Here is a 25,666-nt window from a genome sequence, read left to right on the forward strand (position 1 = left end):
ACACACGCAAGAAAACCGAACATCAGAAAAGAGGACACGCAAATGACCGACAACTCGGGCGGCACGCCGCCATTCTCGATTCCCGGTTTTCCCGGATTCGGCCAGGCCGACATGATGGGCAAGATGTGGGAACTGATGCGCCTGAATCCCTTCACCGCCGCAATGCAGGGCGGCGCTCAGGGCGGCGTTCCCTCTCTTTCGATGATGTCCGACATGCTCGCTCCGCTCACCAATATCGAAGAACTCGACAAGCGCGTGACCGACATGCGCGCGGTCGAGCATTGGCTCAAGCTGAACCTGAATATGCTGCAATCGGCCATTCAGGCGCTCGAAGTGCAGCGCGCGACGCTGGCCACGCTGCGCGCGTTCGGCGCGTATGCGCAGTCGTCCGTGGAAGGCGCGCAAAAGGCGGCATCGGAGAAACCGGCTGCGCCCGGATGGCCGATGAACGCCGTGCCGAAAACGCCGAAGCCGGAACCGGAAGCACGCAACGAAAGCACCGCCGAAGAAAAAATTACCAACGATCCGCCGCCGCCCGGCTTCGATCCCAGCGGTTGGTGGAACGTACTGCAATCGCAGTTCAATCAACTTGCCCATCTCGCGATGATTCAGCCCGGCATGGCTAATCCTGAGGCGGCGGCATCCGGCGCGGCGGATGAAACCAACGCTTCTGCAACTGCAAGTGACGAGGACAAAGCGCCCGGCGCCGCAGCCCGAAAAGCGCCGGCGAAAAAGGCCGCGCCGCGCAAGAAGCCGAACCCTTCGGAATGATATGACGGTCCGGCGGACGCCCGTCCGCCGAGCTTGGGCCAGATTCAGCCAGATTCGGTGCGGCGCTCGTCCGCACTCTACATTCCTTTCACGCTCGTTCGTCTTCGACAGATCTTCCGTACGATGCATCCGTCGGGCGCGCTGATGCGTATCGATCAATACGCAGGCGGGTTGTATTGTTTCGCGATACGAAAAGCTTCATCCGGCCGCGGATGCAGATGCTGGCTGCACATTTGTCTGCGACCGTGAAATCTGTCTATGATGAAGCGTTCGACGAGAGATGGCTTGTCTACCCGCGCTGCTATGGCACGCATTGTGCATCGACGTGTAGAGCTGTCTATATTTTGACTGTCCATGACAAATTCATCTGAACAAGAATTCGAGCCGGATTCGTCGGCTGGCGACTCCGATCAGTTGACCTCGTTGCCGGATCGGCTCGACGGGCCCGCTAACGATTCCGCGATGGTCGGCATCGGCATTGGCGCGATCGCGCAGGAAATTGGTCTGACGAAGGACACACTTCGCGTGTGGGAGCGACGATACGGTTTCCCGCAACCCATGCGTTCGGCGGGCGGCGAGCGGCTGTATCCGCAGGAGCAGGTGTCGAAGCTGCGGCTGGTGAAGCGCCTGCTGGACGCGGGGCATCGGCCGAGCAAGGTGCTGGCACAGTCGATCGAGACGTTGCAGCACCTGGCGGAATCGTCGGGAATCGGGCAGGACGCGCCGGACTTGGAGCTCGATCATATGATCGCCTTGCTGCGGGCTGGCAACTACGAAGATTTCCGTTACGAACTGCTCAAACGCGCCACGCGGGAAGGCCTGGAACGCTTCACGGTCGATGTCGCCGCGCCGCTTTCCGCGCGCATCGGCAATGCGTGGGCGGCGGGCACGCTTCAGGTTTATCACGAGCATCTTTTTAGCGAAGCGATTACCGGAGCGTTGCGCGCGCTGATGCGTCCGCTATCCGACGCGCTGCGTGGTCGCGGCGGCCGTCCGCGTGTGTTGCTGACCACGTTGTCGGGCGAAGGTCACGGTCTCGGCATCTTGATGGCCGAAGCCATGTTCACGCTCTCCGAGTGCGAGTGCATTCAGCTTGGCTTGCAGACGCCGCTGCACGATATCGTCGATGCCGTGAACGCTCATAACGTGGATATCGTTGCGCTGTCGTTTTCGTCGGTGCTGCCCGCGCAGACCATCGCTAACGGGCTCGTCGATCTGCGCAAGATTTTGCCGCCGCACGTGCGCGTGTGGGTCGGCGGAAGCAGTCCGGCCTTGCGGCGCAAGGCGCACGACGGTATCGATCACATCGCGGGATTAGGCCCTATCGACGAAACGGTCGCCGATTGGCGTCAAACCGCCGTGCTATGATCAAAAACGCCCGATTCGCCGACCGTGAATCGGGTGTGGCCGCAGCGTCGGGCGAGCTCATCGGCTTCCGGCGCGCGCGGGAATTCGCATCGTTGTCACGCTGATGCGGCATACTGCGCGGCCCGCGTGGACCGCCGGCAGACAGGCTGTTCTTCATACCTCAGGCACAGGTTTCGCTCCTCACCCACGGTAGAGCAAGACGCAAACAACGTAACATTCGCACGGGGAAGTGCAGTGTTTTCGCGGCGCGCGACGCGTTGCCGCAGCGTCAGAATGTGGCGCTTCGTTGTCGGATTACGTCTATGGCCGCCGGAATCCCGCGTAAAATTGAAAGCTTGGTTGCTCGCGCTCAACGGTTTTAACCGCTCATCGCGTGCCGATGGTCAATACAGATATAACGTCGCATAAGTGGCTTCAGGGGTGGACAATGAACACCATGCTTTATCCGGAACTTTATAAATCGCTGGAATCCGTCCGTTGGGATATGGAGAAGGACATCCCCTGGGACAAATTCGATGCGTCGCTGCTCACCGACGAGCAGGCCAAGACCATCAAGATGAACGCGATCACCGAATGGTCCGCTCTTCCCGCAACCGAGATGTTCTTGCGCGACAACCACAACGACAGCGACTTCTCCGCGTTCATCAGCGTGTGGTTCTTCGAAGAGCAAAAGCACTCGCTCGTGCTGATGGAATACCTGCGCCGCTTCAAGCCCGAATTCGTGCCAAGCGAGGAAGAACTGCACGCCGTGCGCTTCGAGTTCGATCCGGCGCCGCCGCTGGAAACCCTCATGTTGCACTTCTGCGGCGAAATCCGCTTGAACCACTGGTATCGCCGTGCTGCTGAATGGCATACGGAACCGGTCATCAAGCATATCTACGAAACCATTTCGCGCGACGAAGCCCGTCACGGCGGCGCGTATCTGCGTTACATGAAAAAGTCGCTGGTTCAGGCTGGCGATACGGCGCGCGCGGCGTTCGCTAAGATCGGCGTGCTGATGGCGTCGGCGCGTCGCACGGAAAAGCCGCTGCATCCCACGAATCTGCACGTCAATCAGGCGCTTTTCCCGCGCGATACGGTGCAGTCGCGTCTGCCAGACCCGGAATGGCTCGAGCGCTGGCTCGACGATCAAATCCGTTTTGACGATAGCTGGGAGAAAAAGGTTGTCGAACGCATTCTGCACAACCTGTCGATTTTGTTCGAACGCTCGTTCGCGACGGCGCAGGAATTGAACCGATATCGCAAGGAAGTGACGTTGCGGTTGCAGGCTTCGGGCGGTGAACAGCCCGCTTAAGTTTGCCTAAAAGAGCATCAAACAACGGCCTGCCGGGGAAACCTTGGCGGGCCGTTTTCGTTTGTGCGCGCCGAGGCTGCGTTCGCGCGAAGCCAAAGCCACCAATGCTGCATGAGACAATGCGCGCTTTCAGCACATCGCAATCGAGCGACGCCATGCCCGCCATCTTCGAACGCAAAATCTTCACGCGCGATGCGCTCGCCGCGCTCCGTCCCACGCTCAACGGACCGGTCGTTTTCACCAACGGCGTGTTCGACATTCTCCATCGCGGTCACGTCACTTATCTCGCCGATGCCAAAGCGCTCGGCGCGACGCTGATCGTCGGCGTCAATAGCGATTCTTCCGTGCGAACGCTCGGCAAGGGCGACGATCGGCCAATCAATAACGAGAACGACCGCATGGCGCTGCTCGCGGCGCTGGAAAGCGTGGATTACGTGGTGAAGTTCGAGGAATCGACGCCGCTGGAACTGATCGGCGCGGTGCATCCGGACGTGCTCGTGAAAGGCGGCGATTACGACATGGACAAACTCGCGGAATCGGCGTTGGTGCGCGGCTGGGGCGGCAAGGCGCTCGCCATCGCCTTCGAACATGACCGATCGACGACCGCGCTGCTCAAAAAAGTTCGCGCGCAGTCCTGATTCTTATTGATTCAGCGGCGACGCCTGCACATTCGCGGCAGGCGCGGGACCGCCGACTTGCGGCGCATCGACTGCGTCTTCGGGATGCAGCGGGCGCACGTTCAGCGCTTCCGGATGCACCTGCTGCAACAGATGATGCGGCTCGCGCGCGCCGGCTGCGGGCAGCGGCCCGAACATGCCCTGCACGACCGCGACCATCAGCAAGTTGGCCAGAATGAGTAAGGCGATCAGCCAGCGCAGCATGCGTGCTCCATCAAAGCGTTGAGGATGCGGCCGCGTCGCGCGCGATCAGCGCGAGGCCGGACAGCACCAGAGAGTCGTGTCGGGTATGCGGAACGCGCAGCGCGCCCGCGATTTCATTCGCCGCGCCGCCGCTGAGGACGAGGCGGATATCGGCTTGCCAGTCTGCCTGAAGATCGCGATACGCGCGTTCGATAAGACTGGCCTGCGCCAGCACGCAGCCTGCGGAGAGCGCGGCAGCGGTGTCGGTCGCGAAGCGGTTCGATACGGTGTCGAGCACGCGGCGGGCGTCGTCGGCGTCGAGTGTCGGGAGTTGCGCGGTGTGATGGCCGAGCGAATGCATCATCAGCGACCAGCCCGGCGCGATCAGGCCGCCGGTGAACATGCCGTCGGCGCGCAAGGCTTCGAGCGTCGTCGCGGTGCCGAAAGTGGCAATCAGCACGTTCTCTTCGGGATAAGCCGCACGCGCGCCGATCAGGCCGCACCAGCGGTCGCTGCCGAGTTGCGTGGGTTCCGTGTAGCCGTTCTTCACGCCGCATTGCTGCGCTTTCGCACGCACGACGGTGCGCGGCAAGTTTGGCCAATGCGTGTCGATCATTCGCTCGATGCGCGCCAGCACCGCTGCGCCCGCCACGTTCGAAATCCACGCGCTGCCCGGCTTGCCGAGCGATGACCATGCGGCGAATCGATCGTCGTCATGTTCGAACGCGCCGCTCGCAGCGGACGCAGACCACTTGATGCGGCTATTGCCCGCATCGATCAGCAGATACGGCGTGTCGCTCACGGACGCTCCCGCGCGAGCCGCAAGCTGAGTTCGCCGGTCGCGACGGTGCGCGGACCTTCGGGCGTTTCGATCAGCAATTGCCCGCGATCGTCAACGCCCGCCGCGATGCCGCGCGTCACTTCCTGCCCCTGATCGAGCAGCGCGACTTCGCGTCCGGCATAGGCGTGTGCGTCGGACCAGCGCTGGCGGAAGGGCTTGAGGCCGTGCGCCTCGAAGCGCGGCAGCGCGTCGTCGAGGGCGTTGAGCAGGGCGGCGAGGGCATCGGTGAGATTGGCGTCGGGCCACGCGCGCGCGAGTGCCGCGGGTGCCGCGCCCGGCACGATGGACGCCGCTTGCCGATTGGCTTCATCGACCTGAGCGGCGAGTTGATCCGCGCCATGCAGATTCACGCCGATTCCGATCACCACCGCCGTCGCGCTCGCCGTGCTCCACGCCGTTTCGATAAGAATGCCGGCGAGCTTGCCATCGTCGAGCAGGACGTCGTTTGGCCACTTCAGCGCGGGGCGCGCGGAGGGCGACAGCGGCAAGCGCGCGAGGGCATCGAGCACGGCAGTGCCAATGGCGAGGCTCAGTCCCGACAAGCCTTCGATCGGCCTTTTGAGCACGCATCCCACCGACATCAACAATGCATTGCCGGGTTCCGCGAGCCACGTCCGGCCGCGCCGTCCGCGCCCCGCCGTCTGCGAATACGCGATACGCGCGATCGGCTCCTGATGCGCGGCTTCACGCGGCAACGCGCGAAGCTGCTCCAGCAGGTCGGCATTCGTCGAACCTGTTTCATCGACGATCTCGATGGTCCAGTCGTGCGCGGGCCGCTCGGCGAGTTGTGCGAGCCGGTTGCGGTCGATGCGCCACGGGGCGTCGGGGGCGAAAGAGGGCGGCAGGTTCATGGCGGGTATTGTAGCGGGGCGGTTTAACTGGAACGCGCTCAGACGAGCGTGATCCGCAGCGACTTGCCGCAGGCTCTGGCGTATTTCTTCAACGTGGCGAAAGTCGGCGAATGCTTTTCCCTCACGATCGCGCCTTCGAGTCGCGCGACGGCGGAGGCGGTCGTGCCCATTCGTTCGGCGACTTGCGCCTGCGTGAGTCCAGCTTCCTTGCGTGCCTTGAGCAAGGCATCGAGTGCCGCGTATTCCTCTTCCAGCGCGTCGTAAGCGGCCTTCAACTCTGGATCTTCGAACAACCGTTTCCGATCCTCTTTTGTCTCCGCAACCGGCTTGTATCGACGAGCGAGTTCGCGTTGAAGTTGCGCTTTATCCATGATCTTTCACCTCATTTTGCGTCGTTCGATATTAGCATCTTTGCTATGTTTGGAAAGTAGAGTCATCGACGCTCTAGTCTTCCGTCGCACGCGCTTTCCCGATATTCGGCCGAATGGCATAGGCCATCCGACACCATTCGACGCCAGCCAAGCACTTCCCGCTAGAATGTCCCTTCCCCCTTAACCCGCGCGCCTCGCGCCCAGAACCCTTGGACTTCGACACGCCGCCACGCCTTCGGGTTGAAGCAGGTCAGCAAGGCAAGGTCGTCCGGCTTTCGGGCCAGTGGACCGCGCTCGCGCTCGCGCGCGACCGCGCCAAGAGCGGCGTTACGCGCAGGCTTCGCGCCATCGGGCGGGAGGCGATCGGGCATTGGGACTTGCAGGCGATTGAGCGGCTCGATCATGTCGGCGGTCAGGCGTTGTGGCGCATCTGGGGCAGGCGCATGCCCGCCACCGTCGAACTGAGCGATACCCAACGCGAAATCTTCGAGCGCGTCGCGTTGCTCGATCAGGAGCGCGAGGAGCCCGACGTCATCGATCATGTCGATCCGGTTACGCGTCTCGGCCAGCTTATCTTCGAGTTCTTCGATCACTTGCACGGCGGCCTGGCGATGTTCGGCGGCTTCGTGCTCGATTTGTTTTCGCTGATCCGCCGCCCGCAGCGCACGCCGTGGACGGAGATCTCCGCGAACATCTACAGCGCCGGCGCGCAGGCTTTGGCGATCACCGCGCTGGTCGCGTTTCTGATCGGCATCGTGCTGAGTTATCTGTCGGCGCAGCAGTTGCGCGTGTTCGGCGCGAACCAGTACATCGTGAACATTCTCGGGCTGTCGGTGATCCGCGAACTCGGGCCGGTGCTGTCCGCGATTCTCGTCGCCGGGCGCTCGGGTTCGGCGATCACCGCGCAGATCGGCGTGATGCGCGTCACCGAAGAACTCGACGCCATGCAGGTGATGGGCATTCCGCACGGCCTGCGCCTCGTGCTGCCGCGCGTAATCGCGCTCGGCGTGGCAATGCCGCTGCTCGTCATGTGGACCAATATCATCGCGCTGACGGGCGGGGCGCTCGCGGCGAAGCTGGTGTTGTCGATCGATATGTCGTTCTTTATTCGCTCGCTGCCGAGCGTGGTGCCGATTGCCAATCTGTGGATCGGTTTAGGCAAAGGCGTGGTGTTCGGCATGCTGATCGCGCTGACCGCGTGTCACTTCGGGTTCCGCATCAAGGCGAATTCGCAGAGTCTCGGTGAAGGCACGACGACATCCGTGGTTACGTCGATCACCGTCGTGATTCTTGCGGACGCCGTGTTCGCCATCCTGTTTCAGAACGTGGGCTTATAGAAAGAGAAAGCGATCATGTCCACCACGCTCGCCACTGCCGTTCGACATCAGCCGCCGCCCGTTATCGCGGAGCCGGTGATCGAAGTGCGCGATCTCAGCAAGCGATACGGCCGCACGGTCATTCACGAGCATCTGAATCTGGATGTACGGCGCGGTGAAATCGTCGCGCTGCTCGGCGGTTCGGGTTCGGGCAAGACCACGCTCGTGCGCCAGATTTTGGGTCTCGAATTTCCGACGTCCGGCACCATCCGCGTGCTCGGCGAGGAATGGGCGCGCATGGACGAGGAAACCGCCAAGATGCTGCGCACGCGCTCCGGCATGATGTTTCAACAGGGCGCGTTGTTCTCGTCGCTGTCGGTGTACGACAACATCGCGCAGCCGTTTCGCGAACTCGGCAAGATTCCCGAGGATCTGATCCGCGAGTTCGTCATGCTGAAATTGGAGATGGTTGGCTTGTCGTGCAAACACGCGAGCAAAATGCCATCGGCGTTGTCGGGCGGCATGGTGAAGCGCGTCGGCATTGCGCGGGCGATTGCGCTCGAACCCGAGCTGCTGTTCCTCGATGAACCCACCGCCGGTCTGGACCCGAAGGCATCGGACGAATTCGTCGATTTGATTGCGACGTTGCATCGCGCGCTGGGTCTGACGGTCGTGATGGTTACGCACGATCTCGATACCATGGTCGCGCTGTCCACGCGCGTCGCCGTGCTCGCGGACCGGCGCGTGCTGGTCGCCGCGCCCGTGGAAGAGGCGTGCGCGGTGGATCATCCGTTCATCCACGAGTATTTTCTGGGGCGGCGCGGACGGCGCGCATTGCAGGCGCTGCCGCCCGAGCGCCGCGCGAAGCTGCCCGCCGCCGCGCTCGAAGATGCACCGCTCAGCGTGAACAAATAATCGCCGGAAACCGCACAAGGCGATGCCTAAGGAACCTGCCGATGGAAAACAAATCACACGCGTTCTGGACCGGGCTATTCACGATCGTGCTCGTGCTGGCGATTGCGTTCGCGGTGTTCTTCTTCAACGTCGATCGCACCGTGCGCGTGCCTTACGATCTGATCGCGCGCACCAACGTCACCGGACTGTTCACCGATGCCGCCGTGCGTTATCGCGGTCTGGGCGTGGGCAAGGTCGAGTCGATTCGCTTCGATAAAGCGCATCCGGGGCAAATCCGCATTCGCATTCTCGTCGATCAGAACGCGCCGATGACGCACTCCACGTACGCCACGCTCGGCTTTCAGGGCGTGACGGGCATCGCTTTCGTGCAACTCGACGACACCGGCAAGGACACCAGCGCGCTCGCTTCATCGCCGCAACACGTCGCCGAAGTGCCGATGCGCGCGGGTCTTTTTGAGCAGTTGCAGGAGCGCGGCGACGTGATCCTGAAGAAGTTCGAACGCCTCTCCGAAGACGCCGACAAGTTCCTCTCCGACGACGTACGTACTCAGTTGATGGACACGACCAAGAGCCTGAAGAACGCCGCCGATGGCATCGCCACGTTGACGAATCAGGTCTCGCCCGCGACCGCACAATTGCCGCAGACGCTTAAGCAGATCAACACCACGCTGGCATCGACGAATCAGTTGGTGCAAAACCTCAATCGTCCCGATGGCCCGTTCGTCACCAATCTGAACAAGGCGGGCAAGGCGGCGGAAGATGCGAGCGCGGCGCTCGCGGACATGAACGAATCGCTGCGCGTGGTGACGGCGCGCGTGGGCTTCGAAGCCTTGCCGCGTCTCTATTCGTTGGGCGACGACGTGGGCAGCGCGGCGCGTTCCATCGACCGCGCGGCCGATGCCTTCAGCACCAATCCGCGCAGCGTGCTGTTCGGCGCGCCGCAGCAGGCGCCGGGTCCGGGCGAGCCGGGCTTCACGTGGCCCGCGCAGCCGGCGCATTGATCGATCGGGATAAGAAAAATGCCAATCAACCACTTCAAGCTGTTGGCCGCGGCGCTTGCGTTCGCGGTCGTGCTGACGGGCTGCGCGTCGCAACCGAACGCAATGCCGAACGAGCGATACGACCTCGGTGCGTTGTCCACTCAACCCGCGAACACCAACGCAGCGCCGATGCCGCCGGTGAAAGTGCTCGCCGTCAGCGCGCCGCGCAGTCTGGAAGCCGATTCGTTCGTCTATCGCCTGAGCTATGTGGATGCGCAACGCACCGGCACCTACTCCAACAGCCATTGGACGATGCCGCCCGCGCAACTCCTGACGCAACGCCTGCGCGATGCGCTCGCCGCGCGCGGCCCGATTCTCTCCGGTGCCGACCCCGTGCGCGCCGTGCCGATGCTTGACGTGGAACTGACGAACTTCGAGCAGGACTTCGACGCGCCTCAGCAAAGCCACGGCCTCGTCGCCGTGCGCGCGACGATCACGCAGCAAGGCCGCGTGGTCGCGCAGCGGAGCTTTTCGGCAAGCGCCCCCGCACCGACCGCCGACGCACCCGGCGGCGCGCGCGCGCTGGCGGCGGCATCGGACGATGTGATCGCGCAGCTTGCATCGTGGCTCGCGGCGCAACCTCTCACTGCAGGACGATGATCGCCCGTTTCTTCATCGCCGGAACATGACCATCAAGCAGTGGCAGCGCCGCCCATCGGCGTTTTCGCGGCAGGCGCTCGGCGCGTACATGGCGCTGGTCGTGTACGGCTCGCTGTATCCGTTTTCGGGCTGGCGCACGCTCGGCATCGGGCCGTTCGCCTATCTCGGCGACCCGCTGCCGCAATACATCACCGTGTTCGATGTGGTCACCAATGTGATCGGCTATATGCCGCTCGGCGCGTTGATCGTGCTGGCGCTGTATCCGCGCTGGCGTGGATCGATCGCGGTGTGCGCGGCGCTGTTCGGCGGCGCGTTGCTCTCGGGCACGATGGAAGCGATCCAGACGTATCTGCCGACACGCGTCGCCTCGAATCTCGATCTCGCCGCGAACGCGTTCGGCGCGCTGATCGGCGGCATGCTGATCGCGCCCGCGACGAGCGCGCTGCTCGATCGTGGTTTGCTGCGACGTATGCGCTTCGCGTGGTTCGAGCGCGATGCGGCGTATGTCATCGGCTTATCGGCGCTGTGGCCGTTCGCGGCGCTGTTTCCATCGCCATATCTGTTCGGTGGCGGCGACTTGCCGCGCGTGCTGTGGGACGGTCTCGATCCGGCGATGCAGGACGCGATTCTCGCGTGGCTGCCCGCTTCATGGGATATCGAAACCTGGCCGGATCGCTTCTCCGCGTTGCTGCCGGACGATTCGTGGGAAGCGCTGATCACGTCGTCGAATCTGTTTGCCGCGCTGGTGCTCGCCACGTTGCTGACACGTCAGCGCGCGCCGCGTATCCGCCTGATGATCCTGCTGACCGCCGGCACCTTGTTCGCGAAGGCTGCGGCTTCGTTCATGCAATCGCGCGCCGGTCTCACCTTCGACTGGGCGACGGATGGCGCGCTGGAAGGCATTGGTATCGGCTTCGTGGCGGGCGTGTTGTCGGTGACTTTGCCGCGTGCGTGGCGTGCGGCGGCGGCGGGCGCGGCGCTGGTTGTCGCGCTCGTGCTGGCGAATCTCTTGCCGGTGAATCCGTACTTCGATATCGTGCTCGCGGACTGGCGGCAGGGGCGTTATCTGCACTTCAACGGTCTGCTGCACTGGCTCGCGTGGATGTGGCCGTACGCGGCGCTCGGCTGGCTCGCATCGGCGGCGGAGCATGCGTTTATCGCGTGGCGGCGGGCGCGCAGGGGGAAAAACGATGGCAACGGCGGGCACGAACATCGCTCGTTATAATCGATCGATACCAAAAAAGGCCGCATATGGATTCCTTCTACAAGTATCACGTGTTCTTCTGCCTGAATCAGCGCGATGCCGACGCAGCGCGCCCGAGCTGCGCGAATTGCAATGCGCAGGCCATGCAGGAACACGCGAAAAAGCGCGTTAAGCAACTCGGTCTCGCAGGCGACGGCAAGGTACGCATCAACAAGGCCGGTTGTCTGGACCGATGCGAACTCGGGCCGGTCGTGGTCGTGTATCCGGAAGGCACGTGGTACACGTATGTCGATGAAACCGATATCGACGAGATCGTGGAATCGCATTTGGCAAACGGAAAAATCGTCGAACGTCTTTTGATCGATCAGCCCGCATGAACGCGCAAACCGAGAAGTTTCTTATCGATGGTCCGGTCGGGAAGATCGAGTGTGCGCTCGATAACGCCGATGCTTCGTCGCGCGGCATTGCGCTGGTGGCGCATCCGCATCCGCTGTTCGGCGGCACGATGGACAACAAGGTCGCGCAGACGCTCGCGCGCACTTTCGTGCAACTGGGCTACACGACGTATCGCTCGAACTTTCGCGGCGTGGGACAGACGGCGGGCGAGCATGACAACGGTATCGGCGAACAGGACGATTTGCTGACGCTGATCGACCATATGCGCGCGCAGCCCGGCCAGGCCGATGTACCGCTCGTGCTTGCCGGATTTTCCTTCGGCACTTTCGTGCTGTCGCACGTTGCAAAGCGTTTGCTCGATGCCGGTCAGCAGATCGAACGCATGGTGTTCGTCGGCACGGCGGCGAGCCGCTGGGAAGTGGCGACCGTGCCCGACACCACGCTGGTGATCCACGGCGAAGTGGACGAGACAGTGCCGATCGCATCGGTTTATGACTGGGCGCGTCCTCAGGAATTGCCGATCGTCGTGATTCCGGGCGGCGAGCATTTCTTTCATCGAAAGCTGCACATTCTCAAACGCGTCATCGTCGATGCGTGGCGCTGAGGCGCTGAGGCGCTGAGGCGTTGAGCCGCTGAATCGCAAGCCTTTCGAAGGCCAAACGAAGCATCGTTTCGCGCCACGAACCACAAAGCGGACAGCGTCTTAAGGCAAATCCCGAAACCTCGCGTCCTGAAGCAAAAGCGGCGAAAGCGCTGCGCCCCGCGCGTATAATGGCGCAGCAATTTTTCTGCTGCGTCCCGCTGCAAACGATACACATAGACCCGAAATCGGTTCCTCGCAGCGTTCGACAACCCCGACGTTCGAGAACCGAATGAGCGTCCGTCTGTCGAAACTGCGCTCTTTGCCGCGTCGCGCTTTTTCGCTGTGCGTGCGTCGCTGTCTTGCGAAGAGACTAAAGACCGGTCTCGCGGTCCGCCTGTTCAACCCGTGCTTCGCCGATCTCCCGATCCCCGATCGCCATCGACGCAGCCTGCTTTCTCTGCCGATCGATCCTATGCGCTTTGTCCCTTCCGGCTTGTCTGTGCCTTCTGTTTCCGCTTCCCTCAAAACCGCGTTCGTGCTGCCCGCCATGCTGGTCGCCGCGAGCGCGTTCGCGCAAGTCGCGCCGCCCGAAGTCACCGCGAATTCGTGGGTGCTCGTCGATGCCACCAGCAATCAGGTGCTCGCATCGGGTAATCCTGATCAGCGCGTCGAGCCTGCATCGCTGACCAAGCTGATGACCGCGTACCTCGTCTTCGACGCGCTGAAGTCGAAGAAGATCAATATGGATCAGACCGTGATGCCGAGCGAGAACGTGCGTCGCGTGAAGACGGACGAGTCGCGCATGTTCATCGAGGCGAACAAGCCGGTGACCGTGCATGACCTCGTGTACGGCATGATCGTGCAGTCGGGTAACGACGCCGCGATCGCGCTGGCGGAACTCGTCGGCGGCAGCGAAAGCCAGTTCGTCTCGATGATGAACGCCGCGGCCAAGCGCATCGGCATGAAGAACACGAACTATGCCGACGTCAACGGCATGCCGGATCCCAACCACTACACGACCGCAGGCGATCTCGCCGTGCTGTCCACTCGCCTGATCCGCGATTTCCCCGAGTACTACAGCATTTTCTCGGTGAAGGAATTCACGTACAACAAGATCAAGCAGCCGAACCGCAACCGCCTGCTGTGGCTCGATCCGACCGTCGATGGTCTGAAGACCGGCCACACCAAAGCGGCGGGTTACTGCCTGATCGCGACCGCGCAGCGTCCGCTCGACGGCACGCCGGATGCCAAACGCCGTCTCGTCGCCGTGATGATGGGCGAGCCGAAAGAGCACAATCGCGTGCAGGACAGCCTGAAGATGCTGAACTACGGCTACACCGCATACGACGCGCTGCGCTTGTTCAAGGCGAATCAGGTGATCGAATCGCCGCGCGTGTACAAGGGCGCGACGGACAACGTGCAGGCAGGCGTGCTGACCGATCAATACGTGACCGTGCCGAAGGGCGTAGGCGACAAGGTCAAGCCGCAAGTCACGGACACAGGCACGCTGATCGCGCCGATCAAGAAGGGCCAGCAGATCGGCACCGTCAAGATGGTCGCGGATGGCAAGGAAGTCGCTGCGTTCCCGCTGGTCGCGCTGCAGGATGTGCCGCAAGCGGGCATCTTCGGCCGCCTGTGGGATTCCGCGTTGCTGATGTGGCAAAAGAAGAAGTAAGGAGTTGAGTCGATGACCCACGCTGAAGACTGGAACCCGACGGTTTATCTCAATGGCGAATGGGGCCTGCTTTCCGAGGCACGCATTCCGGTGCTGGATCGCGGTTTCATCTTCGGCGACGGTATCTACGAAGTCGTGCCGTTGTACGCGCAGGCTGACGGCGCGCGTTTGCCGTTCCGCCTGACGCAGCATCTCGCGCGGCTGGAACGCAGCCTCGGCAAGATTCGCATCGACAATCCGTTCGATGACGCCGGTTGGCGCGCGCTGATCGATCGCGCGATTCAGGAGAACGCCGGCCCCGGCGATGCGCTCGTCTATATCCAGGTGACGCGTGGCGTCGCCAAACGTCGCGGGCACGCGTTTCCGGCGGGCATCACGCCGACCGCGTTCGTGATGGTCGGCCAGCTCGCGTTCCCAACCGATGCAGCCCGCGCGCGCGGCGGCGTCGCGGTGACGGCGGAAGACAAGCGCTGGCTGAATTGCGATATCAAATCCACGTCGCTGCTCGGCAACGTGCTGATGGCGCAGTACGCCGCCGAAAACGACGCGCTCGAAACCATCCAGTTGCGCGATGGCTTGCTGACCGAGGGATCGTCCTCAAATATCTGGATCGTGAAGGGCGGCGTGCTGCTGGGCGCGCCGCGCGGACCGCGCATTCTCGAAGGCATCCGTTATTCGCTGATTGAGGAACTGGCGCGCGAGGCGGGCATCGCATTCGAAGAGCGCGATATCACCGAAGCCGAACTGCGCAGCGCCGACGAAATCATGATGTCGTCGGCGACCAAGGAAGTCATGCCGCTGACCACGCTCGATGGCAAAAGCGTGGGTGACGGCCGGCCCGGCGCGGTCTATGCTGCATTGTTCGATGCCTACCAGCGGGCCAAAGCGCGCGAGTTCGAGTTGATCCGAAACCGCGCGAAGCAAGGAGCTTGAAATGACCGATCCCAAACCTATTTCCACCGATCCAACCGACGCCGCTGCCCACAGCGCCGACGAACTGTTCAACTTCCCCTGCGATTTCCCGATCAAGGTGATGGGCAAGTCAAATCCGGAGTTTCAGGACACGATGGTCGAACTGCTACGCGGTTTCGACAGCGAATTCGATGCCTCGCGCGTCGAAACGCGTCCGTCGTCGGGCGGCAACTACACCGGCCTGACGTGCACGATCCGCGCGCAAAACCGTGCCCATCTCGACGATATTTACCGCGCGCTCACCAGCCATCCGATGGTCAAGGTAGTGCTCTGAGTTTCTTTGCTGCGGGCGCGGCTTCGCCGTCACATACGGCGGGCGTGCGCTCGTAGAGCAGCCTGAACTGCTGCGCTTCCTCGAAAATCCATTCCCTGAACGCCTGCACGCGCGGCGTTTCCAGCAGGCTGTGCGGACATACGAAAAAGTACGTCCACGGACTCGGCCCGTCGATATTGAAGAGCCGCACCAGGCGGCCTTTGATGATCTCCTCCATCGCAAGCGAGCGACGCACGAGCGCAATGCCCTGACCGTCGATCGCCGCTTGCAGCAAGTTCGACGAATCCTCATACAGAACGCCGCGTTTTGGCTCGGGAAAGTCGGTCATGCCGGCTGCATCGAACCACGGACGCCAGAGTTCGTCGTTCGAACGCATCAGCGGTAGATTGGCGAGATCGCGCGGTTCGCTCGGCAGTTCGCCGCCGCGAAAATTCGGTGAGCATGCCGGGAAGAACACTTCGTCGAGCAGTTCTTCCATGTGCACGCCCGCGTATTTGCCGTAGCCGAAGCGGATCGCCACATCCACGTCATCGCGATTGAAGTCGGTGAGCGCGTTGGTCGAGAGCAACTCGAGATCGAATTCCGGATGCTTTTCGATGAAACGGCCCACGCGCGGCGTCAGCCATCGCGCCGAAAACGATGACAACATCGACACGATCAGCCGCCTGTCCCGATCGCCCGAACGGATGCGCCGCGTGGATTCCGCCAGCGCCACCAGCGCCGCGCGCACTTCGGCGGCGTACTGGCGGCCGCGATCGGTCAGACGCACGCGCTTGCCATCGCGCGCGAACAGCGTGACGCCAAGTTCCGCCTCCAATCCTCGAATCTGATGGCTGACCGCGCCGTGCGTGACGAAAAGCTCGTCGGCGGCGCGGGAAAAGCTTTCGTGACGCGACGCGGCTTCGAAGGCGCGCAGCGCGTTCAGTGCGGGAAGCTGGCGGAGGTCCATGTGGATGCTCGCGGTTGGGATCGTCATTGTTAAAACGGCTCACATAGCGATGAAAATTCGTCGTTTTGCCCGATGCCTTGCCACGCCTAGGATAGTAGTCACCAAAGCGTACCTCTGACGGAGTGGATCATGCTAGAAATTTCAACAAGCGTCACGTTCGAAATCGAACCGGGCAAGACCGTGCCGTTCCGCATCGCGCGCGGCACGCGGCTGTCGGTGCAGGGCGGCACGGTGTGGGCGACGCGCAGCAACGATATCGAAGACTATTGGCTGACGCCCGGCGACAACCTCAAGCTGCGTGAACGCGAACGCCTATGGCTTTCGGTCGATGGCGAGAATCCCGCGCGCGTGGTTTTCATGATCCAGCCGCGCTGCGACGAACGCGCGATCCGCTGGCTGGCGAAGCGTTTCGAAGGCCTCGCGCGCCGGTTCCATGATGGCTGGCGCACGGTTTGATGCATTTATTCGCTTTTGCCATTGGATGCATGCGAATTCACCATCGGCGGGCAGGGGACGATTTCGGTAAACTATCGTCACCATGTCCGCCACTCCGCTCTTAGAAATCCCCGCTTTTACCGACGACGCATCGGGCCACGACCCGATCGCGCTGCATTGGCGCGGCCTCGAGCCGTACAGCCAAAGCTTCGACGCGATGCGCGCCTTTACCGACGCCCGCACGCCCGACACGCAGGACGAAATCTGGCTCGTCGAACATCCACCCGTTTTTACGCTCGGCCTGGCCGGGAACCCGGCGCATCTGCTGCTGGCGGACAGCGGCATTCCGCTCGTCAAGGTGGATCGCGGCGGGCAGATTACGTATCACGGGCCGGGGCAGATCGTCGCTTATCTGCTGATCGATCTGCGCCGCCGCAAGCTGATGGTGCGCGAGATGGTGCGGCGAATCGAGGAAGCCGTGATCGAAACGCTCGCGGCCTATAATCTCGAAACGGACCGCAAGGCCGGTGCGCCGGGCATCTACGTGACGGCGCCGTCGGCGCATCAGGGCGCGAAGATCGCCGCGCTGGGCCTGAAAATTCGCAACGGATGCAGTTATCACGGTGTGAGTCTGAACGTGAAAATGGACTTGCAGCCGTTTCTCGCTATCAATCCGTGTGGCTACGCGGGACTCGAAACAGTCGATATGGCGACGCTCGGCGTCGATGCCGGCTGGCGCGACGTAGCCTTCATGCTGGCCGAACGGCTGGCACATCAAATCGGCGGCTTTCCCGCAAGCGCCGCACCCCTGCACGAAGGCGCGAGCCTTCCCGCTGCAACAACCGGATCGACCGAATGACAGACGCAACCGCAAACCTGGCTGGCGACACCGCCGTTCCCGCGTACGACGCTACTGCGAAGCAGAAGGCGCAGGCGAAGACGTCGCGCATTCCGATCAAGGTCATTCCGATCGAAAAGCTCAAGAAGCCCGAGTGGATTCGCGTGCGCACCGCGACCGGCAATTCGCGCTTCAACGAAATCAAGACGATTCTGCGCGAGCACAATCTGCATACGGTGTGTGAAGAGGCGAGTTGCCCGAATATCGGCGAATGCTTCGGCAAGGGCACCGCGACGTTCATGATCATGGGCGACAAGTGCACGCGCCGCTGCCCGTTCTGCGACGTCGGCCACGGCCGTCCCGATCCGCTGGATCCGGACGAACCGCTGAATCTCGCGCGCACGATCGGCGCGTTGAAGCTGAAGTACGTGGTGATTACCTCCGTCGATCGTGACGATCTGCGCGATGGCGGCGCGGCGCACTTCGTCGAGTGCATCAGGCATGTGCGTGAGCATTCGCCGGAAACGCGTATCGAAATTTTGACGCCGGATTTTCGTGGGCGGTTGGATCGCGCGATCAATATTCTGACGGCCGCGCCGCCGGATGTGATGAACCACAATCTGGAAACGGTGCCGCGTCTGTATAAGGAAGCGCGGCCGGGATCGGATTATCACCATTCGCTGAAGCTGCTGAAGGACTTCAAGGCGCTGCATCCGGAAGTGGCGACCAAGTCGGGATTGATGGTCGGGCTGGGTGAGACCGAGGAGGAAATCCTTCAGGTGATGCGCGATCTGCGTGAGCATGACGTCGATATGCTGACGATCGGCCAGTATTTGCAGCCTTCGGAGCACCATCTGCCGGTGCGCGCTTATGTGCATCCGGATACGTTCAAGATGTACGAGGAAGAGGCTTATAAGATGGGCTTTACGCATGCGGCGGTCGGCGCGATGGTGCGGTCGAGCTATCACGCGGATCAGCAGGCGCATGGGGCGGGCGTGGTTTGACGGTTTTTGCTTAATGGCAGTTGTTTGATCGAACGGCCTGATCGCGAATCGCGGTCAGGCCGTTTTTATTTGCGCGATGGCCGTTCGGCCTAGTTGGCAAGCTCGGGCGTTTCCATAGAATTGTTTCGTTGAGTTTTAGGACGGCGAAACAATGAAGGAGCGCTGAATGTGATTGAACTCGTTTCAACTTGGTTGTGGGTTCACTGGGTCGATTTGATTGGTTGGCTTGGGACGAATGTCGTGGTGGGTGTGTTTGCGCCGCTGATCGGCATGTATGCCATGAGGCAACTGAATCAGATGACCGCGAACTTGGAGCATCCGTTTGCCTTTACGGTCAGCTACTTTGCGCCGTATCGGGAGGCGCAACTCGGCTATATGGTGCTCGGCTGGGCGATGGCTGCTGTCTTTGAGTTGGCGAAGATGGGCGGTCTGTCGATTGGGTTGCGGATGGGCGGGATTATCGCTCTATTCACGATCGCCGCTTCCGGTGGAATGCTCGCTGCGGTAGGGGCGTCGAATCCTCCGAAGGAGAAGCCTGCGGGCGTATCGAAATGGCGGCACTTCACTCTTTTCCGGATTTCGGTCTATCTGAGCATCGTAACGTTAGTAATCTCGTGCTATGTGCACGTTCACTTGGGGTAAGTCATGGAAGACGACAGCGTCGAGAGAATTGGACGGTGGATCTTGGCGAGCGGAATGTTTGGTTTTTTTCTGGCAGTGATTTCGCTGTGCGGACCGTACATCATGAATCTATTTAACCGATGATCGATCTACTATCGCCGTTCAGCAATGCCTGAGCGGCGGTAGCGTGTGCGGGTTGACGCGTCCAGATCACCAGACACCCCCAATCCCAATTTCCAGATTCCCAGACTCCGAGCAACCATCCCCTAAGAAAAATCCCACAAAATCAGGGTATTAGCGCATCCAAAAACTGGCATCGACCTTGCAATATAAGAGCCACGGCCCGCGAAGCCGCCTTAAAAAACTCAAGGAGACAATTCGATGACCCCTCTCGCATCCAAACGTCCCTGAATCCGTCGACGAAGCGGCTGTCGCTCGTTCGATGCGAATCGGCGCGCCCGTGCGCCCTGCCGCTGGCTGTCTTTTGCCAACTGCCTGATTTTCAGAGCCTGGAACCATCGTGAAAAAACCACTCCATAAAGTCCTGTACGTGCAGGTGATCGCTGCGATCATCATCGGTGTTGCGCTCGGGCATTTTTATCCCGCTCTCGCCACCGACATGAAGCCGCTCGGCGATGGCTTCATCAAGCTCATCAAGATGGTGATCGGGCCGATCATCTTCTGTACCGTCGTGACCGGGATTGCCGGCATGGAGGACATGAAGAAGGTCGGGCGCGTCGGCGGCAAGGCGCTGTTGTATTTCGAAATTGTTTCGACGTTCGCGCTGGTGCTCGGTCTGGCCGCCACGCACATTCTGAAGCCGGGCGTCGGCTTCAATGTCGATCCGGCCACGCTCGATCACAAAGCTGTGGATTCCTTCGCGACGAAGGCGCACGGCCAGAGCACGGTCGATTTCTTCATGCACATCATTCCGGACACGCTGGTATCGGCGTTCGCGCAGGGTGAGATTCTGCAGATTCTGCTGATCGCGCTGCTGTTCGGCTCGGTGCTCGCGCATATCGGTGAACGTGGCCGCGTGGTGACGAACTTTATCGAAGGCTTGTCGAGCATTCTGTTCGGCATGGTCGGCATCATCACCAAGCTCGCGCCGATCGGTGCGTTCGGTGCGATGGCCTTCACCATCGGCAAATACGGCATCGGCTCGCTGCTGCCCATGCTCAAGCTGGTCGGCACGTTCTATCTCACGTCGATCGTCTTCGTGCTGGTGGTGCTCGGCGCAATCGCCCGCATGGTTGGTTTCTCGATCATCAAATTCGTCGCGTACATCAAGGAAGAGATGCTGATCGTGCTCGGCACGTCGTCGTCGGAAGCCGCGTTGCCGCAACTGATGTTGAAGCTCGAAAAGCTCGGCTGCTCGCGTTCGGTCGTGGGTCTCGTGGTGCCGACCGGCTACTCGTTCAACCTCGACGGCACCAACATCTACATGACGATGGCCGTGCTGTTTATCGCGCAGGCGACCAACACGGACCTGACGTGGGGCCAGCAATTGACGCTGCTCGCCGTGACCATGCTGACGTCGAAGGGCGCAAGCGGTGTGACGGGCGCGGGCTTCATTACGCTCGCCGCGACGCTGGCCGTGGTGCCGACCATTCCGCTCGCGGGCATGGTGCTGATTCTGGGTATCGACCGCTTTATGTCGGAATGCCGCGCGCTGACGAATATTGTCGGTAACGGTGTGGCGACGGTGGTGGTGTCGGCGTGGGAGAAGGAACTAGATCGCGCGAAGCTTAAAGCGGTATTGACGCGCGGTGTCGATGTCACCGACACCGAAGAAGCGAAGACGGTCTGAGCACGTCCCGCACTGAGGACACGGTAATGCACGCGGCGAAGCCTCGATCAGCGAGCGCTTCGCCGCGTTCGTTTCCGGCGTCTTATCCCGAGAGCGCGTATGACACAATGAGCGATCCTCACTCGCGGGAATCTGCTCACGTGACGCGCCGCATCCTCGTGATTTTTGCGCTGCTCGCCGCGCTGGTGGCGTGCTGCGCGCTGACGTGGCATGTCGCGTGGCAACGCGGGATCGACGAGTTGCGGCGCAATGCGGCGGCGCGCGTCGATCGCACCACGAACACGCTCAAGAGCACGCTCGACCGCTACGAATATCTTCCTTATCTGCTGTCGCGGCATCCGGTGGTGCAGAACGCGCTGGATCATCCGGATCAGGCTAATGTCGAGCGCGCGAATCGCTATCTCGAAGATCTCAACGCGCGTGCGCACGCCACCAACACATATCTGATTCGCGCCAACGGCATTTGCGTGGCCGCGAGCAATTGGAACGCGGGCGACAGTTTTGTCGGCGTGGACTATAACTTCCGGCCATATTTCGTCGATGCCGTGAAAGGCAGCGTTGGCCGGTTCTTCGGTATCGGCACGATTTCGGTCGAGCCGGGGTATTACATCTCGCAGCCGGTTTATCGCGAAGGATCGCACGATGTGATCGGCGTGGCGGTGGTGAAGCTCAATCTCGAATGGCTGACGGGCGCGGATGCGTCCGAACCGCTGATCGTTACCGACGATCATGGCGTGATCTTTCTGTCGTCCGTGCCCGCGTGGAAGTACCACACGGTGCGGCCGCTGCCGCAAAAGATCGAGGCGTCGGTGTACGAGACGCGTCAGTACGCGCAACAGCCGATCACACCGCTGCCGATGTCCATCGTCAATACGCTGGAAGGCGGCGCGCAGATCGTGCGCGTCGGCGGCGGGCGCAATGCGCCGAGCTATCTGGCGACGCGCCGTTCCATCGGCGAACCGGACTGGCAATTGATTACGATGGCGCCGCTCGATCCCGTCGAAAACGAAGCGACGAACGCGGTGATCGTGACGGCGCTGGTGTTCGTATCGCTCTGTTTGCTGGCGTTTTACTGGCGCATGCGGCGCGCGCGCGTGCGCGAGATGATTCGCAGCCGCGAGATGTTGCAGAGCGCCTATGCCGAACTGAATCAGCGCGTAGCCGAACGGACGGCCGATCTGTCCGATGCGAACGCGCAACTCACGAAGGAAGTGAACGAACGCACGCGCGCCGAACAGGATTTGCGCGCCGCGCACGATGAACTCATTCAGGCCAGCAAACTCGCCGCGCTCGGGCAAATGGCGGCGGGCATCACGCACGAACTGAATCAGCCGCTCGCCGCGCTGCGCAGTTTCTCCGATAACACCCGCGTGCTGATCGATCGCGGCGACCAGGACGCCGCGCGTGAGAATCTCGAAGCGATCGCCTCGCTGACGGAGCGCATGGGCAACATCACGAATCAGCTCAAACTGTTCGTCACCAAGGCGCGCCCGAAGAATGCGCGCGCCGACGTCGCGCGCGCGCTGCGCAATGTTGTGTCGATGCTGCGTCCGCGCCTGAAAAACGTCGCGCTCGATATCGCGCCCGAACTCAGCGGCGACGCCGCGCCCATCTTCGTGCGATGCGAGGACTTGCGTCTTGAGCAAGTCTTCATCAACCTGATCGGCAACGCGCTCGATGCGGTCGCCTCCTGCGATAAACCGCGCGTGATCGTGGAACTGGCGGCGACGGAGCATGTGATCGACATCATCGTGCGCGACAACGGCCCCGGCATTCCCGCCGATGCCTTGCCGCGCCTCTTCGAGCCGTTCTTCACGACGAAGGAAATGGGCCACGGCCTCGGGCTCGGATTGGCGATTTCATCGGCGATTGCACGCGACTACGCGGGCACGCTGGTGGCGCGCAATCGCGAGGCGCCGATCGTCGCGGACGGTCCGGAAGGCGGCACGCAGGCGGACGCCGATCATTCGCACGGCGCGGAATTCGTGCTGACACTGCGTCGCGCATAACACTTTGTTGAGGCAAGCCATGACCACCGGATTGCAGGTGATCTTTATCGAAGACGACGAACTCGTGCGGCGCGCGAGCGTGCAGAGTCTCCAACTCGCGGGCTTCGATGTCACGGGCCACGGCAGCGTCGAGTCCGCCGCGCGCGCGATCGATCCGGGTTTTCCGGGCGTGATCGTCAGCGATATCCGTCTGCCGGGCGCAAGCGGTCTCGATCTGCTCGCGCAGTGCCACGAACGCGCGCCCGACGTACCGGTGATTCTCGTCACCGGCCACGGCGATATTTCGATGGCCGTGCAAGCCATGCGCGACGGCGCGTACGACTTCATCGAGAAGCCGTTTGCATCGGAACGATTGATCGAAACGGTGCGGCGCGCGCTCGAACGCCGCAAGCTCGTGCTCGAAAATCAGGCGTTGCGGCGTGAGTTGGGCGAAGGCGGGCAGAACCGCATCATCGGGCGCAGTCCGGCGATCGAACAGGTGAAGCGGCTGATCGCCAACGTCGCGCCGACGGACGCGTCCGTGCTTATCAATGGCGATACGGGCGCGGGCAAGGAACTGATCGCGCGCAGTCTTCACGAACTATCGCCGCGTCGCGACAAGCCGTTCGTCGCGGTGAATTGCGGCGCGTTGCCGGAGCAGATGTTCGAATCGGAGATGTTCGGTTACGAGGCAGGCGCGTTCACGGGCGCGCAGAAAAGACGCGTGGGCAGGCTGGAAGCGGCATCGGGCGGCACGCTGTTTCTCGATGAAATCGAGAGCATGCCGCTTTCGCTGCAAGTGAAGCTGCTGCGTGTGTTGCAGGACGGCGTGCTGGAGCGGCTCGGCTCGAATCAGCCGGTGCGCGCGAATCTGCGCGTGGTCGCCGCCGCCAAAGGCGACATGAACGAGCACGTCGCGGACGGCACATTCCGGCGCGACTTGCTGTATCGGCTGAACGTGGTGACGATCACGCTGCCTGCGCTCAACGAGCGTCGCGAAGATATCGTGCCGCTCTTCGAACATTTTCTGCTCGATGCCGCCGTCCGTTATCAACGTCCCGCGCCGCTGATGACGGATCGGCAGCGCGCCGAACTGATGCAGCGCGACTGGCCCGGCAACGTGCGCGAGTTGCGCAACGCGGCGGATCGGATGGTGCTGGGGATTGTCGATGAAAGCGCGGTTTCATCGCTCGATACGGCGACGCAATCGCTGAAGGAGCGCATCGAGCAATTCGAGCGCGCGGTGATCGGCGAGACGCTGGAGCAGTGCGGCGGCGCGGTAGCGATGGCGGCGGGTCGCCTGCAACTCGGCAAAGCCACGCTGTACGAGAAGATTAAACGGTATGGAATCGCGGTGAAGGGCGAGTCTGGCGAGCGTTGAAACGAAAAACCCGCCGAAGCGGGTTTTTTCTTGGGTTTTTTCTTTAAGCCTTCGAATCCAGCGCTTTATCAAGCAACTGATCCAGTTCCGCGAACGTCGGTTCGCCGACGTAGCGCTTCAGAATCTTGCCGTCTTTATCGACGACGAACGTGGTCGGCGTCAGTTGCACATTGCCGAATTGCTTGGCCGCGCTGCCATCGTCCATTGCGACCTTGAACGGCAGATTGCGCGTTTGCGCGTAATTGTTCACGTACATCGGCGCGTCGTAGTTCATCGCCACGGCGACGAATTCCAGGCCGCGGCTCTTGAACTTGTTGTACGTGTTGATCATCTGGGGCATTTCCTTCATGCAGGTCTCGCAGCTCGTCGCCCAGAAGTTGATGAGATAGACCTTGCCCTTGAGATCGCTGGCCGTGGAAATCTTCTGGCCGGACAACAGCGTGAAGGTCGCATCCGGCACCTTTTGCTGGCCGCCGAAAGCGAAATAGCCGGTGCACGCGATCACGCCCGCAACGATCGCCATGACGATATAGCGCAGCGGACTTTTGGAATTGGCGGATGTGGCTTGAGACATGAGAACCTCGGAATCTGCGTCGCGCGCGGGCGCGGCAGCAGTGGAACAGTGACGCGTATTCTAGCGCCGATTTCGAGATGAAGTCGTGACGCGCCGATAGGTCCGGCATCGCAGCGCGATAATGATGGTTTCCACGCAGCCATCTGTCATGACGTTTTCCTTCTTCAGACGAAACCCTCTCCGCGTCGCCCTGTGCGCATCTGTCGCATGCGGCGCGCTGCTCGCGTGCACGCCGGCCTACGACTGGCGCACGATCATGAATAATGACGACGGCTACGAGGTCACGCTGCCCGCCAAGCCGCACGAAGCCGAGCGGAAGATTGAAATAGCCGGTCAGCCGATGACCATGCGCATGCAAAGCGCCGAAGCCAACGACGCGGTTTTTGCCGTCGGCACCGTCGTGCTGCCGAGCGCCGATCCCGCGCTGCAACGCGCGACACTCGACTACTTACAGCAGGGTCTCGCCCGCAACGTCAACGCCCAGGCCGATGCGCGCGCCACGCAGATCGATCTCGCGGCGGGCGGCAAGGTGCTTGGCAGCGAGATCTTGGTCGAAGGGAAGAGCGGTGAAAAGCGCGAGGCACGGACCATTCACGCACGCTTTGTCGCGAAGGGCACGCACGTCTATCAACTGGCTATCGTCTCGGATAAAGCGCCGCCCGCAGACCAGGCCGATCAGTTCTTCACATCGTTTAAATTGTTTTAGAGGAAGCCCTCGAATTCAGCGCGCGCTGA

Annotated in this window: 28 protein-coding genes; 22 read left to right on the forward strand and 6 right to left on the reverse strand. The window is 61.8% G+C overall.

Annotated elements, in window-relative coordinates; translation table 11 throughout:
- The first annotated feature begins 42 nt into the window (after window positions 1-42).
- From P7F28_RS32320 to rfaE2, 4 genes are all read left to right on the forward strand, one after another.
- On the forward strand, window positions 43-771 hold the full coding sequence (locus P7F28_RS32320) for a PhaM family polyhydroxyalkanoate granule multifunctional regulatory protein (protein ID WP_277189353.1): 729 nt from the start codon (window positions 43-45) through the stop codon (window positions 769-771).
- A gap of 354 nt (window positions 772-1,125) precedes the next feature.
- Window positions 1,126-2,139 carry a cobalamin-dependent protein gene (locus P7F28_RS32325; RefSeq protein WP_277189354.1) on the forward strand — a complete coding sequence of 338 codons (1,014 nt, stop codon included), beginning with the start codon at window positions 1,126-1,128 and terminating at the stop codon, window positions 2,137-2,139.
- 427 nt (window positions 2,140-2,566) lie between these two features.
- On the forward strand, window positions 2,567-3,433 hold the full coding sequence (locus P7F28_RS32330) for a ferritin-like domain-containing protein (RefSeq protein ID WP_277189355.1): 867 nt from the start codon (window positions 2,567-2,569) through the stop codon (window positions 3,431-3,433).
- Window positions 3,434-3,588: 155 nt separating this feature from the next.
- Window positions 3,589-4,071, forward strand: coding sequence for a D-glycero-beta-D-manno-heptose 1-phosphate adenylyltransferase (gene rfaE2 / locus P7F28_RS32335; protein ID WP_277189356.1), 483 nt, complete (start codon window positions 3,589-3,591; stop codon window positions 4,069-4,071).
- Window positions 4,072-4,074: 3 nt separating this feature from the next.
- On the opposite strand, the gene P7F28_RS32340 is transcribed toward rfaE2, so the two are convergent.
- The 4 genes from P7F28_RS32340 to P7F28_RS32355 are packed head-to-tail and all read right to left on the reverse strand — an operon-like array spanning window position 4,075 to window position 6,356.
- A complete protein-coding gene (locus tag P7F28_RS32340) occupies window positions 4,075-4,314 on the reverse strand; it encodes a hypothetical protein (RefSeq protein WP_277189357.1) in 240 nt (79 codons plus the stop codon).
- 10 nt (window positions 4,315-4,324) lie between these two features.
- The gene (locus tag P7F28_RS32345) at window positions 4,325-5,095 is read right to left on the reverse strand and encodes a type III pantothenate kinase (protein WP_277189358.1); all 771 of its coding nucleotides are present in this window, start codon (window positions 5,093-5,095) and stop codon (window positions 4,325-4,327) included.
- Window positions 5,092-5,985 (reverse strand): biotin--[acetyl-CoA-carboxylase] ligase, encoded by an 894-nt coding sequence (locus tag P7F28_RS32350; RefSeq protein ID WP_277189359.1) that lies wholly within the window; start codon window positions 5,983-5,985, stop codon window positions 5,092-5,094. The genes P7F28_RS32345 and P7F28_RS32350 overlap by 4 nt, the downstream gene beginning before the upstream one ends.
- A 38-nt stretch (window positions 5,986-6,023) precedes the next feature.
- On the reverse strand, window positions 6,024-6,356 hold the full coding sequence (locus P7F28_RS32355) for a helix-turn-helix domain-containing protein (RefSeq protein WP_277189360.1): 333 nt from the start codon (window positions 6,354-6,356) through the stop codon (window positions 6,024-6,026).
- A 209-nt stretch (window positions 6,357-6,565) separates the two neighbouring features.
- Between P7F28_RS32355 and P7F28_RS32360 the strand changes: the two genes are divergently transcribed.
- The 10 genes from P7F28_RS32360 to P7F28_RS32405 all read left to right on the forward strand — a co-directional run bounded on the left by P7F28_RS32360 (window position 6,566) and on the right by P7F28_RS32405 (window position 15,331).
- On the forward strand, window positions 6,566-7,693 hold the full coding sequence (locus P7F28_RS32360; protein ID WP_277189361.1) for an ABC transporter permease: 1,128 nt from the start codon (window positions 6,566-6,568) through the stop codon (window positions 7,691-7,693).
- A gap of 15 nt (window positions 7,694-7,708) precedes the next feature.
- Window positions 7,709-8,587: an ABC transporter ATP-binding protein gene (locus P7F28_RS32365; protein WP_277189362.1), complete on the forward strand. Its 879-nt coding sequence runs from the start codon at window positions 7,709-7,711 to the stop codon at window positions 8,585-8,587.
- 41 nt (window positions 8,588-8,628) lie between these two features.
- Complete coding sequence (locus P7F28_RS32370; RefSeq protein ID WP_277189363.1) at window positions 8,629-9,588, forward strand: MlaD family protein; 960 nt, start codon at window positions 8,629-8,631, stop codon at window positions 9,586-9,588.
- Window positions 9,589-9,606: 18 nt separating this feature from the next.
- Entirely contained in the window at window positions 9,607-10,227 is a 621-nt protein-coding gene (locus tag P7F28_RS32375; RefSeq protein ID WP_277189364.1) for an ABC-type transport auxiliary lipoprotein family protein, read from the forward strand.
- 25 nt (window positions 10,228-10,252) lie between these two features.
- A complete protein-coding gene (locus P7F28_RS32380; protein ID WP_277189365.1) occupies window positions 10,253-11,452 on the forward strand; it encodes a VanZ family protein in 1,200 nt (399 codons plus the stop codon).
- Between the two features lie 26 nt (window positions 11,453-11,478).
- On the forward strand, window positions 11,479-11,808 hold the full coding sequence (locus P7F28_RS32385; RefSeq protein WP_277189366.1) for a ferredoxin: 330 nt from the start codon (window positions 11,479-11,481) through the stop codon (window positions 11,806-11,808).
- Complete coding sequence (locus P7F28_RS32390; RefSeq protein WP_277189367.1) at window positions 11,805-12,431, forward strand: alpha/beta hydrolase; 627 nt, start codon at window positions 11,805-11,807, stop codon at window positions 12,429-12,431. The genes P7F28_RS32385 and P7F28_RS32390 overlap by 4 nt, the downstream gene beginning before the upstream one ends.
- 451 nt (window positions 12,432-12,882) lie before the next feature.
- Window positions 12,883-14,085 carry a D-alanyl-D-alanine carboxypeptidase family protein gene (locus P7F28_RS32395; protein ID WP_277189521.1) on the forward strand — a complete coding sequence of 401 codons (1,203 nt, stop codon included), beginning with the start codon at window positions 12,883-12,885 and terminating at the stop codon, window positions 14,083-14,085.
- A 12-nt stretch (window positions 14,086-14,097) separates the two neighbouring features.
- On the forward strand, window positions 14,098-15,018 hold the full coding sequence (locus P7F28_RS32400) for a D-amino acid aminotransferase (RefSeq protein WP_277189368.1): 921 nt from the start codon (window positions 14,098-14,100) through the stop codon (window positions 15,016-15,018).
- A 1-nt stretch (window position 15,019) separates the two neighbouring features.
- Complete coding sequence (locus P7F28_RS32405; RefSeq protein WP_277189369.1) at window positions 15,020-15,331, forward strand: YbeD family protein; 312 nt, start codon at window positions 15,020-15,022, stop codon at window positions 15,329-15,331.
- On the opposite strand, the gene P7F28_RS32410 is transcribed toward P7F28_RS32405, so the two are convergent.
- Window positions 15,315-16,280 (reverse strand): transcriptional regulator GcvA, encoded by a 966-nt coding sequence (locus P7F28_RS32410; protein ID WP_277189370.1) that lies wholly within the window; start codon window positions 16,278-16,280, stop codon window positions 15,315-15,317. The two genes, P7F28_RS32405 and P7F28_RS32410, sit on opposite strands and share 17 nt — an antisense overlap.
- Before the next feature lie 129 nt (window positions 16,281-16,409).
- Between P7F28_RS32410 and P7F28_RS32415 the strand changes: the two genes are divergently transcribed.
- From P7F28_RS32415 to P7F28_RS32445, 7 genes are all read left to right on the forward strand, one after another.
- Entirely contained in the window at window positions 16,410-16,736 is a 327-nt protein-coding gene (locus P7F28_RS32415) for a DUF2917 domain-containing protein (protein ID WP_277189371.1), read from the forward strand.
- Between the two features lie 82 nt (window positions 16,737-16,818).
- On the forward strand, window positions 16,819-17,574 hold the full coding sequence (gene lipB / locus P7F28_RS32420; RefSeq protein ID WP_277189372.1) for a lipoyl(octanoyl) transferase LipB: 756 nt from the start codon (window positions 16,819-16,821) through the stop codon (window positions 17,572-17,574).
- Window positions 17,571-18,557 carry a lipoyl synthase gene (gene lipA, locus P7F28_RS32425; protein ID WP_277189373.1) on the forward strand — a complete coding sequence of 329 codons (987 nt, stop codon included), beginning with the start codon at window positions 17,571-17,573 and terminating at the stop codon, window positions 18,555-18,557. Before lipB ends, lipA begins: the two co-directional genes overlap by 4 nt.
- Window positions 18,558-18,725: 168 nt before the next feature.
- Window positions 18,726-19,199 carry a hypothetical protein gene (locus P7F28_RS32430; protein ID WP_277189374.1) on the forward strand — a complete coding sequence of 158 codons (474 nt, stop codon included), beginning with the start codon at window positions 18,726-18,728 and terminating at the stop codon, window positions 19,197-19,199.
- 499 nt (window positions 19,200-19,698) lie between these two features.
- Complete coding sequence (locus P7F28_RS32435) at window positions 19,699-20,988, forward strand: dicarboxylate/amino acid:cation symporter (protein WP_277189375.1); 1,290 nt, start codon at window positions 19,699-19,701, stop codon at window positions 20,986-20,988.
- Between the two features lie 26 nt (window positions 20,989-21,014).
- Window positions 21,015-22,997 carry an ATP-binding protein gene (locus P7F28_RS32440; RefSeq protein WP_277189376.1) on the forward strand — a complete coding sequence of 661 codons (1,983 nt, stop codon included), beginning with the start codon at window positions 21,015-21,017 and terminating at the stop codon, window positions 22,995-22,997.
- A 19-nt stretch (window positions 22,998-23,016) separates the two neighbouring features.
- Entirely contained in the window at window positions 23,017-24,357 is a 1,341-nt protein-coding gene (locus P7F28_RS32445; protein ID WP_277189377.1) for a sigma-54 dependent transcriptional regulator, read from the forward strand.
- A gap of 43 nt (window positions 24,358-24,400) precedes the next feature.
- On the opposite strand, the gene P7F28_RS32450 is transcribed toward P7F28_RS32445, so the two are convergent.
- Entirely contained in the window at window positions 24,401-24,931 is a 531-nt protein-coding gene (locus tag P7F28_RS32450) for a peroxiredoxin (RefSeq protein WP_277189378.1), read from the reverse strand.
- Between the two features lie 256 nt (window positions 24,932-25,187).
- Here P7F28_RS32450 and P7F28_RS32455 point away from each other — a divergent pair, with 256 nt between their 5' ends.
- Window positions 25,188-25,637 carry a hypothetical protein gene (locus P7F28_RS32455; RefSeq protein WP_277189379.1) on the forward strand — a complete coding sequence of 150 codons (450 nt, stop codon included), beginning with the start codon at window positions 25,188-25,190 and terminating at the stop codon, window positions 25,635-25,637.
- Window positions 25,638-25,666: the final 29 nt, after the last annotated feature.

This window comes from Caballeronia sp. BR00000012568055 (assembly GCF_029439455.1).
GTDB lineage: Bacteria > Pseudomonadota > Gammaproteobacteria > Burkholderiales > Burkholderiaceae > Caballeronia.